We start from the raw sequence: 17,087 nt of genomic DNA, 5'->3' as shown, positions 1-17,087 counted from the left end.
ATGGATTCCATGACAACTACGACTGCAGCTCACGGACAACACACAGAACACGGTGTGCCACATGGCTTCACCTCCCTGACCCCGTTCATCGTCGTCACTCCTGCCAAAGACGCCATCGCGTTCTACCAAGACGTCTTCTCTGCCACCCTCAGCCAGAGCACCGAGTTCCCCGGACCGGACGGCGAGCAGATCGTCGCCCATGCCGTACTCGACTTCGACAACGGCAAGTTGCAGCTCGGCGATCCCGATTCCCAGTATGGCCTGATCCCCCGACAGTCCGGTGATTCCGACTGCTACTCCCTGTCGGTCTACGTTGCGGATGTCGATGCGGTGCTCGCTCGGGCCATCGAACTGGGCGCGACCGTGCGCGAGTCGGCACAGACGTTTGTCTCCGGTGACCGCTTTGCATCACTCCGCGACCCGTTCGGCATCAGGTGGACGGTGATGACACGGGTCGAGGACATCTCCGACGAGCAGAGTGCTGCCCGGGTAGCCGAATGGGCGGCCCAACAGGGCGCAGGAGCGTAAAAGCGTTGCCCGTGCTCGGGCAAGGTGGAAGCATCCGCTTCATGATCGAAGATCTGTTCTTCGCCGCGCATGTGGGCTTGCCCCGCGAGGCACCGGGTTCCGAGACGACGACCGAACTCCTGTTTCGCCTCGCTGCTTTCCACACCGCTTCGGCCGGGGATCGTCCACTCCGAATCCTGGACATCGGCGCAGGCACCGGGCCTGCCACCATGGTTCTGGCAGGCCTCGGTGCGCATGTCACCGCCATCGACACCCATCAGCCATTTCTTGACGAACTGGTCTCGAAAACCAAGGCCGCAGGCCTACGCAGCCAGGTGACGGTCTCGAACGTCTCGATGGAAGACCTGAACTACCCCGATCATTCCTTTGATCTGGTGTGGGCCGAAGGTGCCGCCTACATCATCGGCTTCGACAACGCTCTGACGTCGTGGCGCCGCCTTTTGGCGCCGGGCGGTGCGCTGGTGCTGACCGAGGCGGATTGGCTCACCGGGACACCGTCGGCCGGCGCCACCGAATTCTGGAACTCCGCGTATCCGGAAATGCGAACGACCGGCCAAAATGTCTCCGCGGCAATCGAACTCGGCTGGACGGTCGCAGCCACCTATCTCCTGCCCGAGACCGACTGGGATGAGTACTACATCCCCTTGGGCTTGCGGATAGACGAGCTCAGGCAGGAGTTACCCGACGCGTCTGCCGATCTCGACCTGGTCGGTCAGGAGATAAACGTCCGAAGGGACCACGGCACCCACTACGGTTACACCGGGTACGTCCTACTTCCCAGGGAGGTCAGCCGATGAGCGGTCCCGAAACCATTGCCGACAGATATGCCCGCCGCGCCACAACCTTTGCCGCGGTGATCGCCGCAGCGCCGCCGGACCGCTGGTCTTCGCCATCCCCGTGCGCCGAGTGGACCGCGGCCGACGTGCTGCAACACATCGTGGACATGCAGTCCGCGATGTTCGCTCCCCTGGAGCAGACACTGTCACCGGCACCGACCGTGGACGCCGATCCGCTCGGTGCGTTCAACCACGCCCGCGCTGACATCGAACGGGCCCTTGCCGATACCGCAGTCGCCGAGTCCACGGTGGAGACGCCCATGGGGCCTTCCACGTTCGCCGACCACGTCGATGGAGTCGCAAGCGCCGACTTGGTGGTCCATGGATGGGATCTGGCACGTGCGCTCGGACTCGAACACCGAATTGATCCTGCCGAGGTCGAAGCGGCGTGGCAGGGCGTCCAGGACATGCCCGACATAATGCGTGTACCGGAGGCTTTCGGCCCCGGCATCGTCGTGTTCGGACCGATCGTGGACGTACCGGACACCGCTCCCCTTCACGACAGGCTGCTCGGACTGCTGGGCAGGGATCCGCACTGGAAAGCGCCGTAGCCGGATCGAATCCCTGCGTAGCCTGGACAATATGGGCATTACGTACACGAGCACGGTCTCCACACCCATCGACGAAGTGTTCGCCTGGCACGGCAGGCCAGGAGCTTTCGCGCGCCTGTCACCACCCTGGGCACCGCCATCACTGGTGAAGGAAGCCGACTCGCTGGAGGACGGCACCGCCGTGCTGTCGTTCGGATGCGGCCTGAAGTGGGTGGCCCGACATCAGCCGACGCGCTACCACCCACCGAATCAGTTTGTCGATCAACTCGATTCGTGGCCGCTGCGGTTGGTGATGACATGGACCCACCACCACGGTTTCTCGGAGATCGATCCGCAGACCACCAAGGTGACCGACACCGTGGACACCGCTGTCCCGACGGCACTGCTGCGTCCGATGTTTCGTTACCGGCACCGGCAATTGGCCGACGATCTGGCCGCCCACGCCTGGGCGATGCCGTTGGCCGGTAAACCCTTGACGATCGCCATGACCGGCGCGTCGGGACTTGTCGGAACCGCTCTTCGAGCACTGCTGACCACCGGCGGTCACCGCGTCATCTCCCTGGTCAGACGCGCCCCCGAGGGCCCCGACGAACGACGCTGGAACCCCACCGATCCCGCCGACGATCTCTTGGCGGGTGTCGATGCCGTGGTGCATCTGGCCGGCGCGTCGATAGCCGGGCGATTCAACGACGGACACAAATCCGCGATCCGGGACAGCAGGATTGAGCCGACAGCAGCACTTGCACGTGTTGCCGGCATCACCGACCCCGCCCCGACTTTTGTTTGCGCGTCGGCCATCGGGTTCTACGGCTACGACCGCGGAGATTCGGTACTCGACGAAAAGTCCTCGCGCGGAGACGGTTTCCTCGCCGACGTCGTATCCGACTGGGAAGATGCCACGTCACCGGCAGCCGCCGCTGGAGCGCGGGTGGTGAACGTCCGGACCGGAATCGTCCAGGCAGCGGAGGGCGGAACCCTGAAGTTGATGCGACCGCTGTTCACCCTCGGACTCGGCGGGCGGCTCGGCGATGGAAACCAGTGGCTGTCCTGGATCGGCATCGACGATCTCATCGACATCTACTATCGCGCGATCGTCGACGAACGACTCTCCGGTCCGGTCAATGCGGTTGCGCCGAACCCGGTCCGCAACTCCGAATACACCTCCGCGCTGGCCGGAGCGGTACACCGGCCTGCGATCATCCCGGTCCCGAGCCTGGGCCCACAGGTCATCCTCGGATCAGAGGGTGCCAAAGAACTGGCGCTGGCCAATCAGCGCGTGAGCGCCGCACGTCTCACGGCGGTGGGCCACCGGTTCCGGATGACCGAGATCGACGAGGTGTTACGTCACCAACTCGGTGGCGACCCCGACCGGCCCGTCACCGAGTCGCGAGTTCGGACTTGATCGCCGCGGCGAACCCGTCGACGTCCTCGGGTGTGGTGTCGAACGAACACATCCACCGAACCTCGGCGGTGGCCTCGTTCCAGGTGTAGAACTTCCACACCGAACGCACCCGCTCCGCCACCACCGGATCGAGCGTGGCAAACACCGCGTTCACCTCGGTGGGCTGGGTGATCGTGAGGCCGGGCGTCCCGTCGAGCAGACCGCGAAGCCGGGTGGCCATGGCATTGGCGTGTGCCCCGGCCCGCAACGCCGTGCCGTCGTCGAACAGCGCCAGCAACTGCGCCGAGACGAAACGCATCTTGCTCGCCAACTGCATGCTGAGCTTGCGGATGTAGTCGGTGCCGGTTACCGAGTCGGGGTTGATGACAACCACGGCCTCCGCCCCCAATGCACCCACCTTGGTCCCACCGAGGCTCACCACATCAACACCCGCGGCAGCGGTGAACTCGCCGAGCGAAAGACCCAGCGCAGCAGCAGCATTCCACACTCTGGCACCGTCGACGTGGACCATCATCCGCTGCCCGTGGGCGTACTCGCAGATGGCCGCGATCTCATCGCGCGAATACAGGGTTCCGAGTTCGGTCGACTGGGTCAGACTGACCGCCAGGGGCTGCGCCCGATGCACATCACCGAACCCATATGCCTGCGTCGCAATGGATTCCGGTGTCAGCTTCCCGTCACTCGTCGGCACCGTGAGGAGTTTGATGCCACTGACCCGTTCCGGCGCACCACCCTCGTCGTTGTGGACGTGCGCGGACTCCGACACGATCGCCGCACCCCATCGGGGCAGCATCGCCGTCAGGCTCACCACGTTGGCGGCGGTTCCGTTGAACACCGGGAACACGTCCGCCCGCGCACCGAACTCGCGGCGGACCACACGTCTGAGCTGCTCGGTATAGGCGTCATCACCGTACGAGGGCTGATGTCCGCCGTTGGCCGCCGCCAGTGCGGCGAGCACCTCGGGCAGCATTCCGGCGTAGTTGTCCGACGCGAACGCCCGCCACTGCGGATCGTGTAGCTGATCCGCCGGTTCCGACATGGATGTCATCCACCAAACCTTTCCGTCCTGATCGTGTTCGCGGGGTATTCCAGGTCCAGCAACCACCGGGCACATTGTTCGACGAACGCTGTCGGTCCGCACACCCGGAACTCCGGCTGTTGATCCACCGGGATCACCAACGATGCCAGTTCATCCGATGTCAGTCGTCCCGGTCGCCGGTGGGCATCCGCAGGCGCACGACGGGTGTACACATAGTCGACCTGCAGACGTCCAGTCGAGCTCAGCTGGTCGAGTTCGGCCCGGTAGTAATCGTTTTCCGGGCTGCGCACCGAGTACAGGAGACGAAACGGCACCGTCGTGCCTGCCTTTTCGCGCTCCCGGATCATCGACATCAGCGGCACCACACCCGAACCACCGGCGATCAATTGCACCGGTGCCGGATCCGCGGGGCGCCAGACGAACCAGCGACCGATTGGTCCGCGAATCTCCACCTGATCACCGACTTCGAGATCTCCGATGAGGTAGGGCGACACCTCGCCGTCGACGAGTTCTTGCACCGTCGTCTCGAGGAAATCATCACCGAACACCCCCGCCACCGAGTACGACCGCACTGCCTGGTAGCCGTCCTCCGCGGTCAAACGGATGTCGATGTGCTGGCCCGGTAACACCCGACCACGGCCGGGCACCTGTAGTCGGAGGGTCCGGGCGGTCGGCGTCTCCATCGACGCCGCGACAAGCATCGCCGGCCGCCAGCCGTTCACCAATACCGTTCCTCTTTCCACGGGTCCCCATGGTTGTGATAGCCATTGCTCTCCCAGAAACCCGGAACGTCCTGCGCCATCTCGGTGAGCCCACTGATCCACTTCGCGGACTTCCAGAAGTACAGGTGTGGGATCAGCAGTCGCGCCGGCCCACCGTGTTCGGCTTCGAGCGGCTCCCCCTCAAAGGTGTGCGCAATCCACGCCTGCCCGTCGAGCACATCCTCCAACGGGACGTTGGTGGTATATCCGCCATGGCAGTGGGCCATCAGGTATCCGTCGGGATCGACCTCATCGCCGAGGAGGACGTCGAGCGACACACCCCGCCACATCGTCGCCAGCTTCGACCATGCCGTCACACAGTGGATGTCAACCGTGATGTCTTGCTGCGGAAGCGACATGAACTCGTCCCACGACCAGCTCTTGCGTTGCCCGTCGAGCAGGCTGACCTCGAAATTCCATTCCACCGGGTCGATCAGCGGTGTCGGACCGGCCGACAGAACCGGGAAGTCACTCGTCAGATACTGCCCCGGTGGGAGTCGTTCGTCCTTTTGTCGGCGACGGGTCCCGAAACCCTTGTTGATGATGGCCATGCCTGCCAGTGTGCGCTGCCGGGCCGCCTGCCGCAGCCCATCATCGACTCAGTCCTCGTGCTGGGCCGAGTTTTCGCGTTGGTCGGTGAGGACCTGACGCAGGCGCTGCGTGTCGTCGGCGGTCCAACCTTCTGGATCGAGGATGGCTGCCCACGAGTTCGCGATATCGGCGTGGAAGGTGTGTCCATGGCCGTCCGGCACGCTGTTGGAGTCGGCCATGTCGGCCGACACCTGCAAAAAGGTCACCAACGGAATCCAGCGAACACTGTCGAGTACGTCGTACCCACGCGACTCGCGGAGCCAGTCCGGCTTACGAAGCGCCAGGCTCGGCGACCACCAGGTGATCGGGTCCGACGGATGCTGCAGGTACACGATCCGCGGCCCCGGCCACGACGCCCCCGGAGACTCGAGATCAGAGGCCCGGGCAACGAACCGCGCCGTCTCCCCATCTCCGTACACCGGCAACCATTGCGGTGAACCGGGTTCCCGGTCGTCGGTCGTCTGTTCCCAGATCTCGTTGGTGTAGGTGGGGCCGATGAACAGTGCACCGTCGGTGCGAGCGGCGATGTCCTCGACTCCGCTGAACGCACTTTCACCACCGAACGAACCGAGGCTCTCGCCGAAGACCACCAGCTTCGGACGTGAATCCTCGGGAAGCGCGTTCCACTTCGCATACACCGCCTCGAACAACGCACGTCCGGCCTGGCGAGCCCGTTCCTGGTCGACGAGGAACGAGATCGGACTCGGCAGGTACGAATACTGCATCGACACCACCGCGGTGTTGCCGTTGTACAGGTATTCCAGTGCGCTGACGGTACTTTCGTTGATCCACCCGGTGCCCGTGGTGGTTCCGACCGCGATCACGCCACGCTCCAGGCCACCGGCACGCACGAGTTCGTCGGCAGCGAGTTCGGCTTCGGGCCGATACCCGTCAGCTGAGGCCAGTCCGGAGTAGGCGCGGATCGGTTCCGTCGCCTGTGCATTGTTGAACGCCGACAGATCTTCGACAGACGGGCCGTTCGAGACGAAGATCCGGCCCTGGCGTCCGAGCGAATCCCACGTCACCAGCGAGTCGGGTCCACCCGAACGATACGTCGACAACGGAGGTTCGGTGTCGGGGTCGGTTTCGTTGTTGATCGCCGCAAAGCTGTCGTTGAGACTCGACATCACCACGCGTGTGACCACACCATTGAGCACACCGACAGTGATCACGACTACCAGAGCCGCAGCGACGAATCCCGCGATCCGTGGCGGCACAACACGACTGACCTTCGCCGACACCCATCGCGTCAACCGCACAAATGCACGCCCGATGGCAACAAACAGCACGAACGCCACCGCTGCGAGTACGACCAGCAGCGGATAGCCTTTCGCCGAAAACGACTCGACGTCCATCAGATCCCGAAGGTCGTGCTGCCAAAGACCAAATGAGACGAGCATCAGAATCGTACCGATCAGCGCGATGGCCGCGAGGGCAAACCAACCGATTCGTTTGTACTTCTCAGGGACTTCGCGCATACCGAGGTAGCGGATCAACATCGAAACAAGCACGCCGAGTCCGTAACCGAAAGCGCCGGACGCACCGCTGATGACACCTTGGAACAGCGCGCTCCGGGGAAGCAGCGAAGGAGTCAACGAGAACCAGATCGCAACCAAGGCAACGACCAGCCCGCCGAAAACATATCGTCCTGGCACAACTTTCGACCAGCGCAGTGTCACTGTGCCTCCGTATTCAACTCACCCGAATGGTGAATCCTCAGAAGCTAGCAGGGGCATCTGCACACAAGCAGAACCGGTTACTTGGTTACTACTTCCTTCTTCTTGCTACGGCCACGCATCATCAGGATGCCGACCACCCAGCCGACGACAAAGATCATCAGCAGGGTGAACCAGAGCGGTGAGGTGACATCGATCCAGAAAAGCGTGATGGATGTCGAATCACGATTCTGAAGCACAAAGATAACCGCGATAATTGCAAGAATCAGGGCAGCCCAGCCGGCCGGCGAGACCTTGGAGAAGATGTTGGAAGACGACGTGCCTGCACTTTTGGACATAACGTGACAATAGTCCGTCGACCGGACAATTCGGCACGCTCCGGATAGACGAAGTTGTGCCAATTTCGCTGCTTGCGCCATCGAAGATTGTTTCGCCGGGCACCGCGTTAGGGTGGCGGAGTGCCCCATCCCAGTTTGCTCTGTATCCACGCGCACCCCGACGACGAGGCGATGTGGACCGGTGGAGTGCTGGCACATTGCGCGCAGCGTGGTGGACGCACCGCCGTGATCACGTGTACGTGGGCAGAAGGAACATTCCGTGGCCGCGAACTCGAGGCCTCGCTAAAGCTCTTGAAGGCCGGACCTCCCCTACTGCTCGGGTACGCAGACCGGCCGTTTCCCGAGTCAGCACCAGACCAACCGGCGTTCTGTGATGCACCCTTCGACGAGGTGGTCGAAAAGATCGTCGCCCACATCCGGCGATTCCGGCCGGACACCATCGCGACGTATGACCCACTCGGTGTCTATGGGCACCCCGATCACGTCCTGGCGCATCGGGCGACTGTTGCCGCCATCGGCGCGGCCGCGTTCGGTCAGTTGTATCCGGAAGCGGGTGCACCGTGGCGGACCCGGCTGCTCTATCTCGCGACGATGCCCCACTCGGCCGCCCAAGTGCTGTGGCCGGAGGTTCGCAAAACGGGCGGACCGGCCGGACCGTTGCCGGGGATACCCGACAACACCGTGGACACCACCATCGATGTGTCGGAGTGGCTCGACATCAAATGGAAGGCGCTCCAAGCTCACCGCTCCGAAATGGACCGCGGTGGCGCAATGACGATGCTGGCCGAGCTGCCCGAGAAGACCCGCCGCCAGGTGATCCGCAATGAGTGGTTCCTGCGGATACCGTTGGCTGCCGATCCCCTGGACGCCCTGGATTTCTCCGGGCCGGCCGATTCAGCCGACGGACGTCCGTAGACCGCTGGCCCGCAGCACTTTTCGTTCGACACCGGCGCGGATGGACTCTTCTGTACCGATGAGCCGCACGTGGCCGCTGGCCCGGGTGATCGCCGTGTACAGCAGCTCCCGCGTCAGCAATGCGGAGCGATCCGGCGGTATCACCACCGACACCGACTCGTACTGAGATCCCTGGCTGCGGTGAATTGTCATCGCATACACCGGGACCGCCGCCACCAACTGCGAAGGATGCAGCATCTTCACCGCCGATCCGCGCCGGAACGCGACCATCAACCGTCCACCGCTGCTCACCACCACGCCGGTATCTCCGTTGAAGATGCCGGTGTCGTAGTCGTTGGCCGTGACCAACAACGGCTGGCCGGGGTACCAGTCCTGCGCACCCGCGGTCGTCCCGATCCACTCCATCGCCTGCCGAGACCAGTGTTCGACGCCCGATGTGCCTTCGCGGTGCGCACACAGAAGGCGGTGGGTGTGTAGGCCCGCAAGGGCGGTCTGCGCGTCACCCCGTGCACCTGCACGTCGCATCTGATCGGCGGTGGTGACGATGTCATCACGCACCGACCCCAGGTCACCGGGATCGACCAACTCGAACTGGCTGTGCCCGGCCGCGAGCAGATCGATCACCGAATCGGCGTCGCCGTCACGAACCGCAGCGGCCAGACCTTTGATCTGCTCGCCGAACCGGCGCACCTTGGTCAGCCTGATGACCCCTCCCGCCAACCGCGACCTCTCGTCGGCGTCAAGGGCATCGGGATCGCTGCGGTCGTCCACCAGATCCGGTTCGATCAGTGTCTTGAGGATCGGGTTGATCTGCTCGGTGACCGGCCGATAGACCAGATCGGCCAGCACGGCACCGGCGTCGACCGAGGCGAGCTGATCGGGATCACCGACCAAGACCAGCCGCGCCTGGGGCCGCAACGCGTCGAGCAGTCTGGCCATCATGGTCAGTGAGACCATCGACGTCTCATCGACGACCACCAGTTCATGCGGCAGCCGATTGCCCGAATCATGCGCAAATCGACTGCGGCTCCCCGGTTTCCAACCCAGCAGACGGTGCAGGGTGGTCGCGGTGAGGTCGGTTGGCAAGCCCAGTTCATCGGCCTGCGACCGCACCGATTCTTCCAGCTGGGCTGCTGCCCGGCCGGTCGGCGCTGCCAGCGCCACCCGCAAGGAGGGACCGTATTCGTCGAACATCAACGCCAATACTCGTGCGACCGTGTGGGTTTTGCCGGTGCCCGGCCCACCGGCGATCACGGTGGTCCAACCGGCACTGGCCAACGCGGCAGCGATCCGTTGCCGATCAGGTCCCTCATCGGGAAAGTGCCTCCGCAGACCGGTGAGCAGCCGATCGGCATTCATCTCCGGGTGGCTGTGTGTTCGATCGTCGAGGAGTTCACGAATCCGCTGCTCCTGCAGGAAGTACCGCCGCAAGTACAGCAACGGGCCCTCCGGCGTCCGGGCCAGGTGCAGTGGACGTAGCGGACCGGACGCCGATCCGGTCACCAGCGGACTGACCTCGAGTGCAGCGACGACCGCTGCCGCATCCGGCCACGGCAGCGAATCGGGGTCGACGCCGAATTCGTCCTCGTCGATGGCGACCTCGGACAGCCGGTTGATCTCGACACAGACCGAACCCAATCGCACGGCCCGGACCGCAAGTGCGGTCGCGAGCAGAACATTCGGATCGATATCCGCCTTGCTCAGACCCGCCAGCCGTTGCGCCACATGCACATCGGCAGTACTGAGCACACCGGCGGCGTTGAACGGCACCAGTGTGGGATGGGCATTGACCGCAATCCGCGCTTCGTACTGCACCGTCACAGCTGCACTGTCCTTCCGGCGATCAGATCTGAGACCGCGACGATCAGCGATGCCGGCGGATGCCATTGGAAGACACCACATCCGGCTGGGGTGTCGGGACCGATCATGCCCCGGACGAAGTGGTACTGGGCGCCGGCGAGATTGACCTCGGGGTCGTACCCCGGTAGCCGCCACCGCAGATATCGGTGCAGGGCAACCGAATAGAGCAGCGCCTGCAACGGATAGTGCGAGTTGATCATCTCGCGGGCCATCCGCTCCGGCGTGTAGTCGAGCGCACTGAGATCCCCACGTGCGGTCCGGTTGGTCTTGTAATCGACGATGACGAACCGGTTACCCGGCAGTCGCAGGACGGCGTCGATACTGCCGACAAGGAATCCGCGCAGCGGGGGCGCCTGCACGCCGCGCAGGTGCTGCGGATAACCGACGAGCAGGTCGTCGGCCGCCAGATGGGTGTCCATCAGATCGCTGATCGCGCGCAGCGTGGTCGATTCGTCGCCACCGAGCGGAAACTCGAAGTCGAGTTCGGCCAACCGATCCCTGGTCGCCAGCTGCCCCAGGGTTGTCTCCGGCTGCAACCCGAGCGGTGTCCGCAGGACCGCAAGCAGTGCGGTCGAGAGCACCTCGGGATCGGCCTGCGCCATCCACATCGCCACCGCGTCCCGGCAGCGCGTTGCCACCTCGGCCGCCAGGTCGGTGGCGTCGGTGTCGATGACCTCGAGCACCTCGTGGACCAGGGTTCCGAATGCCGCACCAAAAGGCAGGGTGTTCATCAACGACGGATGCGGCAGGTCGCCTGCCCCGTCGGTGACCGGGACGTCCAGTGGCTCGGTGACCTGCTCGTCGGTCTTGACCTCCGACTCCGGTTCACTGGCCACCGCCGGTTCATGATGCGTACCGGCGACCAGGGCCGAATACGACGTGCGCCGCCAGGTGTGGTCGATGTGGCGGGTGAATCGCGCCACCGCGAGTTCGCCTGTTTCGGCCCGTTGCGGCACCCACGGTAGGTCGCCCTCTGTCCCGTAGTCGGCCGGTTCCACCCGCACCCGGTCGCCGGCGGTCTCGCCCCAGGCCGTCAGGAATTGGCCTACCTTCGCGTCGTCCGGCACCACCGGTCGCGGATCGGGATTCGACCGGTCGCGGCTGAAGAGCAATCGGTGCAGTGGCGACGACCGTGCCGAGGTCCCCGGCGCCCACCACACCACGACCGCCGATGCCGCGCGGGTCAACGCAACGTACAGCAGTCGCAGCTCTTCACCGTTGTCCTCGGTCGCGGAGGCCTCCCGGCGATCGCGGTAGCCGGGTGCATCCTTGCCACCGATGTCGAGCAGTCGCTTGCCCGCCTCATCGTGAAGCAGGAACGTGTCCGGTGAAGGATGTTGCGCCCCGTCCCAGCCATACGGCACATAGACGATCGGGAACTCGAGCCCCTTGCTCCGGTGCACGGTGAGCAGCTGCACGGCCGCGGCGTCGCTGTCGAGGCGCCGGCTCTGGTCAGCCTGATTGCCGGACGTCGGGTCGTTGATCAACTGTCCGAGTCTGCGCACCAATGCGGTCAGACCCAAACCCTCCTCAACCACGGCACGATTGCAGAGCTGGGCCACGTGGGTCAGATCCGTGAGCCGACGCTCCCCACCGACCACGGACAGCACCCGGCCGGGCACGTCGCGAACCCCTGAGAGATGTTCGTATACGGCCGCAAAACCCGACTCGTGATAGACGGCGACCAGTTCACGGATCAACGCGCTGATGTCAGCGGTCAGCCCGTCGGCACCGGAATCCAGTTCTGCGGCGGTCCATCCGAGCAATGGCGTGAGTGCAGCCAATCGGATACGCGCGCTTCGGCTGGGTTGTTCCATCGCCTGCAGCAGCCACAACCAGTCGAGCGCACCCTGCGTGCTGTAAACACTGGTACCGCCCGCCAGCACCGACGGCACTCCCCTACTGTCCAGCGCCGCCTGGATCATCGTGAGGTGCCGATGATTTCGGACGAGAACGGCGATGTCGCCGGGTGCCACCGGACGTTCGCCACCGGCGCCACACAACGGCGTCCGGGAATTCAGCAGTCGGGTCAGGTCCGCGGCGACATCATCGGCCACCGAACGTCGCAGCCGGTCGAGCGCGGGGAATCCGCTCTTGCCCATCGGTCCGTGGCCCCGGCGGTTCAGGTATCGCAGTCGCAATGGGATCTGGCCCGGCAATCGCGACTCGGTATGTGTGGCCCCGACCTCATGCACCACGATCTCGGGGCTACCCAGTGCCGCACCGCCATAGACACGGTCGAGCGCCTCGACCAGATCGGCATCACTGCGCCAGTTGGTGGGCAGTGCCTGATGGTTGTCGGCGGCCCGAACGGCTTCGAGGTAACTGAACACCTCGGCCCCGCGGAACGCGTAGATCGACTGTTTCGGATCACCCACCAGCACCAGGGTGGTGTGCCCGTGAAAGGCCAACCGGAAGATCGCCCACTGCACCGGGTCGGTGTCCTGGAACTCGTCGACCAGAACCACCTGGAATCGGCTCCGCACCCGACGACATGCCTGCTCGCCGTGCTCGGGGTCTTCGAGCGCATCGCGCAGCAGGATCTGCAGGTCGTCGTAGTCGCGAATGTTCGTCTGCCGCTTGCGGCGCTCCACCTCAGCTATCACCGTCTTCGCGAAGTCGATCCGCTGATACTCGTCGGTGTCGGGGTCGGTGATGGGAGACAGCTTCGCCTGCCGCTGGAAGACCGCCTGCCTGCAGAAGGAGTGGGCCTCGACCAGACTGAACGGCGCTGCGCCGTTTCCACTGAAGCGATGCAGGTACAGATCGTCGGTGACCTCGGTGATCAGGTCACTGACATCTTCGACAAGGGTGATGTCATTCTCGAAATCCCCGGCCACGCCGAGTCCGTCGAGCATGCGGCTGCAGAAAGTGTGAGTGGTGGCGATGGTGGCCGCGTCGAAGTCGGACACCGCATCTGCCAGGCGTCTGCGCCGTATCTCGACCTCGCCCGGCGATCCCGCGGAGAGCATCGCAGCCAGCGGGTCGTCCGAATCCCTCGCGGCCGCAGGATCGGTCAGGGCAGCAGCGAGCGAGGTCAGCCGCAGTCGTGTGCGTTCACGGAGTTCGGCGGTGGCGAAGCGGCTGAATGTGACCAGCAGAAGGTCGGACAGCGGAACACCGTCTGCGACATACCGAGCAGCCAAACCAACGATGGCATAGGTCTTTCCGGTACCGGCACTGGCTTCGAGCACGGTGGTGCCGGAAGGCAACGGTCCGGTGATGTCGAACGTGACCGGCGCGATGGGACTTTGGATCATGTCTCAGCGCACCTGTTCCGAACCCAGCAAGGGCGTCCACAACCGCATCGCGCCTGCCGCGAAACGAGATCCCTGCTCATCCCAGTCCTTTTCCTCTGCGACCGCCGGTTCGGCGATCACGGCCGAGAAATCTCCCTCATGCAGGTACCGGACGTAGACGTCCTGTGCGTCGCCGCCGAACTTGTTCATGAAGTTCTTGTCGGCTGCGTCCATGGCCAGAGCGGTGTCGTCGCCACGATGGCGACGGTCTGCGTACTCGGCGGCAGCGGCCGTCGGCAACGGAAGTGGCGACTGCAGACCTCGATCGCGCAGGTCGACGATCTGACGCAGCACAGCAATCGGATTCGGCGGCGCTGCCAGTGTCGATCGCCGGACGCGGCCATACGATCCGCGGCCGACGACAACGGAGCTGCTGACGTCGGAGCCGGACGCAGCCAGCGCCAACAAGCCGACCCACGCGGCCAGGCGGTGTTTTGCCGCCAGCCGGGAGTAGATGGTCCGGACCAGCGTCCCGCGATGAACCGACGGGACGGTGCCGGTCAGCCGCCGGTTGTCGCCCAGATCGATGGTCACGTCGATCACGTCGGGACGGGTCTCATAGAGGGGTGCCGCCACAGTCACGAGGGACTCGACCAGACCGGAGATCTCTCCGAATACCTTCGCGCCCAAGAGAAACGGCGGCAGGGTTCCGCGGCGTAGTTCGGCACCGCGCAGCGCCTCGGCGTCTGCTCCACCAAGCCGGGCCTGCAGCATCCGATCGCCGATCGCCCATTTGCCCAGACCGTCGATGTCGGCACTGAGCACATCGTTGAGCTCTTCGTCGTCGCCGGGCAGGTACATACCCAGCCGTTGGCGGCAGAATGCTCGCATCGGGTGCTCGACAAAGGCGATCAGGTCGGACAACTCCACATCACCGGAGGTCTGCGGCAGTGGCTTCGGCAGAAATCCGGGTTCGCAGACCTGAACCGATTGGGTGGCCACGGCCCCGGCAAGCGCCGTGCGATCGAAGCTGAGGGGCTTCTCGGCAGCAAAGTTCGCCGGGTCGAAACCGTGCAACGGATGTGACGTCGACACTGTCGAGCCGTCGGCCAGCATCGCATCTGCGGTGTCGAGTAGTTCGCCCACCGGGACCGCAGGCGGCCTGCGCAAACCGGTCACGGGGTCGGTGCCCGTATACAAGATGATGAGCTTGTCGATCGCCGACATGGTCGCATCGAGGAGCAGCTGACGATCCTCACTACGGATATCCCGTTCTCCGACACAGGGATTGCGCGCCAGGATGTCGTCGCCGTTGATACCGCCGACACGCGGGTAGCTCTCGTCATCGAGCCCCAGCAGGATGACGACCCGGTGCGGCACGGCCCGCATCGGGACCATCGTGCACACCGTCAGTTCACCGGTCCGGAAGTTGGCCCTGGTCGGACGCCCGGCCAGCCGATGCGACAGCATGGCCCGGATGTCGGCGAGCCGCACTGTTGTATCGCCGCCGTGTTCGGTGGCCGACGACAGTTCCCGAAGCGCCTGACTCCGCTGCCACGCGTCGGCAGGGCGTACCGCGGTGAGCAGATCCAGTGCGGTCGCCAGATTCTCTGCCCACTGTGTTGCCGGACGCGGACCACGCAAACTGGTCAGCGCAGTGTCGAGCCGGCTGATGAACTCGGCGAATCTGCCTGCCAACTCGACGTCGGCACTGTCCACGTCATCAAGCGGCAGTGCGGTGTCGAGCCAGCCCAGTTCCGTCTCGTCGGCGGCCACACCCAACAGGATCCGGTCGAGTCCGGCGTCGAAGGTGTTCTGTCTGAACCCTCCCAGCCCGAATGGTTTTCGTTGGTTGTCGTTGATCCCCCAGCGGGCTCCGGATTCGGCGGTCCATTGCCGCAGACGTTCGAGATCATCGTCACCGAAACCGAATCGGCTCCGCACCGGCGGCGTGTCCAACAGGTCGAGTACTTCACTCGCCTTGACCCGACCCCCGGCCAGCAACAGCAGGTCGGTCATCACATCCAGGAGCGGGTTGGTCTGGCGCAGTGCCCGGTCTGCCAGGCGTACGCGCAGTTCGTGACCGGGATGCGCATGACTCACCTGGCCGAATGCGGCCCGGATCAGCGGCGCGTGGGTTTCGACGTCGGGGCACATGACGATCACGTCGCGCGGATCGAGTGTCGGATCGTCCTGGAACAACCGCAACACGAGTTCGCGTAGCACCTCGACCTGACGCGCGGCACCGTGACAGGAATGGACCTGAACACTGCCATCTGCCTGCCCACTGGGTTCCGCGACCTGATCGGCGCGAAACGCATCCTGCAGACGCTCGAGATGCGTTCCGCCGCGGGCATGTACGTCGGTGTGGTGGACATCATCTGCGGCAACGGCGGAGAGGTTGATCTGGAGTTCGCGAACCTCGCGGGACAACGACGCCAGCAATGGATGTTCGATGTCGCGCACAACAACCTCGCTGCGACGGATGGGCGCGTTCTTCGACTGCAGCTTCTTCCACATCGCCGGACTGGCATGCGGCAGAAAGAGATTGATGTCGCGATGCGCACCGAGGGCAGCCAGGACCTGCAACTGCTCGGCGCTGAGACGGGTGACGCCGAACAGGGAGATCCGCTCGGGCAGATCCACCACATCGGATCGATCGAGCAAGCTCGCACAGACCTGTTCGAGCCGTTCGGGAGGACTGGGCGAATCGATGCGCTGACGCAGCAGTCGCCACAGATGGGCCTGCCACCGCTGATCGGGATCGAGTGGCTCGCCGGCACCATCGGTGTCGTGTCCGTTGTGCCAGTCGTTGATCATCTGCGGGCGATGGGTTCCATATCCCCGGAACAGGGCGGTCAGGTGCTCCGCGGTTCCGTATCGCCGCCCGATCCGGAAACCCGGCGACTTCGAACCGACCTTCCCGTCGGACGAGTGGCCCAGGTGCCGGGCAAGGATCGCGCAGGCCGGATCGTCGACGGCGTCGTCGATGACCGACAGCAACGTCCACAGCATCCGCCCGGTGGACCACGGGTCGTCGTCGAACTGACCGGATTCGACACCACTGGCCTGCGCCATGACGTCATCGACCAGCGCGGCCGGATGGGGAAAGAGTATGTTGGCCGCGATACCGTCGGCCCCGCCGCCGGTCGCACCCAGTCGGGTCGACAACTGCTGCGTCAGCCACCGTTCGACACCTTGCGCAGGTACCGCAACCAGTTCTCGAGCAAACGGATCCGACGGCACGGTCGTCAAGATGTCGGCGAGCGCGGTCACCAACGTGCTGGTGCGCTCGGCGCGGTGCAGTCTCAGCACGCAGGGCCCCTTCCGGTTGTCATCCCCGGTGTATCA

At 64.5% G+C, this 17,087-nt stretch carries 13 protein-coding genes; 5 read left to right on the top strand and 8 right to left on the bottom strand.

What is annotated here, in order from left to right; genetic code table 11:
• The 4 genes from AC56PL_RS15505 to AC56PL_RS15490 are packed head-to-tail and all read left to right on the top strand — an operon-like array spanning position 1 to position 3,317.
• Positions 1-528 carry a VOC family protein gene (locus tag AC56PL_RS15505; RefSeq protein ID WP_497154404.1) on the top strand — a complete coding sequence of 176 codons (528 nt, stop codon included), beginning with the start codon at positions 1-3 and terminating at the stop codon, positions 526-528.
• A gap of 41 nt (positions 529-569) precedes the next feature.
• The gene (locus tag AC56PL_RS15500) at positions 570-1,325 is read left to right on the top strand and encodes a methyltransferase domain-containing protein (protein WP_495516249.1); all 756 of its coding nucleotides are present in this window, start codon (positions 570-572) and stop codon (positions 1,323-1,325) included.
• A complete protein-coding gene (locus AC56PL_RS15495) occupies positions 1,322-1,915 on the top strand; it encodes a TIGR03086 family metal-binding protein (protein ID WP_495516248.1) in 594 nt (197 codons plus the stop codon). Before AC56PL_RS15500 ends, AC56PL_RS15495 begins: the two co-directional genes overlap by 4 nt.
• Before the next feature lie 31 nt (positions 1,916-1,946).
• Complete coding sequence (locus tag AC56PL_RS15490; RefSeq protein ID WP_497154403.1) at positions 1,947-3,317, top strand: TIGR01777 family oxidoreductase; 1,371 nt, start codon at positions 1,947-1,949, stop codon at positions 3,315-3,317.
• On the opposite strand, the gene AC56PL_RS15485 is transcribed toward AC56PL_RS15490, so the two are convergent.
• The 5 genes from AC56PL_RS15485 to AC56PL_RS15465 form a co-directional block, all read right to left on the bottom strand.
• Positions 3,292-4,365 carry a threonine aldolase family protein gene (locus AC56PL_RS15485; protein ID WP_497154402.1) on the bottom strand — a complete coding sequence of 358 codons (1,074 nt, stop codon included), beginning with the start codon at positions 4,363-4,365 and terminating at the stop codon, positions 3,292-3,294. The genes AC56PL_RS15490 and AC56PL_RS15485 overlap by 26 nt on opposite strands.
• On the bottom strand, positions 4,362-5,078 hold the full coding sequence (locus AC56PL_RS15480) for a ferredoxin reductase (protein WP_497154401.1): 717 nt from the start codon (positions 5,076-5,078) through the stop codon (positions 4,362-4,364). Before AC56PL_RS15480 ends, AC56PL_RS15485 begins: the two co-directional genes overlap by 4 nt.
• Positions 5,075-5,668: a molybdopterin-dependent oxidoreductase gene (locus AC56PL_RS15475; RefSeq protein ID WP_495516244.1), complete on the bottom strand. Its 594-nt coding sequence runs from the start codon at positions 5,666-5,668 to the stop codon at positions 5,075-5,077. Before AC56PL_RS15475 ends, AC56PL_RS15480 begins: the two co-directional genes overlap by 4 nt.
• A gap of 48 nt (positions 5,669-5,716) precedes the next feature.
• On the bottom strand, positions 5,717-7,387 hold the full coding sequence (locus AC56PL_RS15470) for an alpha/beta hydrolase (protein WP_497154400.1): 1,671 nt from the start codon (positions 7,385-7,387) through the stop codon (positions 5,717-5,719).
• A gap of 77 nt (positions 7,388-7,464) precedes the next feature.
• On the bottom strand, positions 7,465-7,722 hold the full coding sequence (locus AC56PL_RS15465) for a LapA family protein (RefSeq protein ID WP_495516242.1): 258 nt from the start codon (positions 7,720-7,722) through the stop codon (positions 7,465-7,467).
• Between the two features lie 120 nt (positions 7,723-7,842).
• Between AC56PL_RS15465 and AC56PL_RS15460 the strand changes: the two genes are divergently transcribed.
• On the top strand, positions 7,843-8,637 hold the full coding sequence (locus AC56PL_RS15460; protein ID WP_495516241.1) for a PIG-L family deacetylase: 795 nt from the start codon (positions 7,843-7,845) through the stop codon (positions 8,635-8,637).
• Here AC56PL_RS15460 and recD read toward each other — a convergent pair.
• Genes recD through recC form a run of 3 tightly spaced genes read right to left on the bottom strand, consistent with a single transcriptional unit; the run spans position 8,617 to position 17,051 of the window.
• On the bottom strand, positions 8,617-10,458 hold the full coding sequence (recD, locus tag AC56PL_RS15455; RefSeq protein WP_497154399.1) for an exodeoxyribonuclease V subunit alpha: 1,842 nt from the start codon (positions 10,456-10,458) through the stop codon (positions 8,617-8,619). The two genes, AC56PL_RS15460 and recD, sit on opposite strands and share 21 nt — an antisense overlap.
• On the bottom strand, positions 10,455-13,757 hold the full coding sequence (locus AC56PL_RS15450; protein ID WP_497154398.1) for a UvrD-helicase domain-containing protein: 3,303 nt from the start codon (positions 13,755-13,757) through the stop codon (positions 10,455-10,457). Before AC56PL_RS15450 ends, recD begins: the two co-directional genes overlap by 4 nt.
• Positions 13,758-13,760: 3 nt before the next feature.
• Positions 13,761-17,051: an exodeoxyribonuclease V subunit gamma gene (gene recC, locus AC56PL_RS15445; RefSeq protein WP_497154397.1), complete on the bottom strand. Its 3,291-nt coding sequence runs from the start codon at positions 17,049-17,051 to the stop codon at positions 13,761-13,763.
• Positions 17,052-17,087 lie beyond the last annotated feature (36 nt).

This window comes from Williamsia sp. Y721 (assembly GCF_059683565.1).
This window is presented reverse-complemented; position numbering and strand designations above follow the sequence as displayed.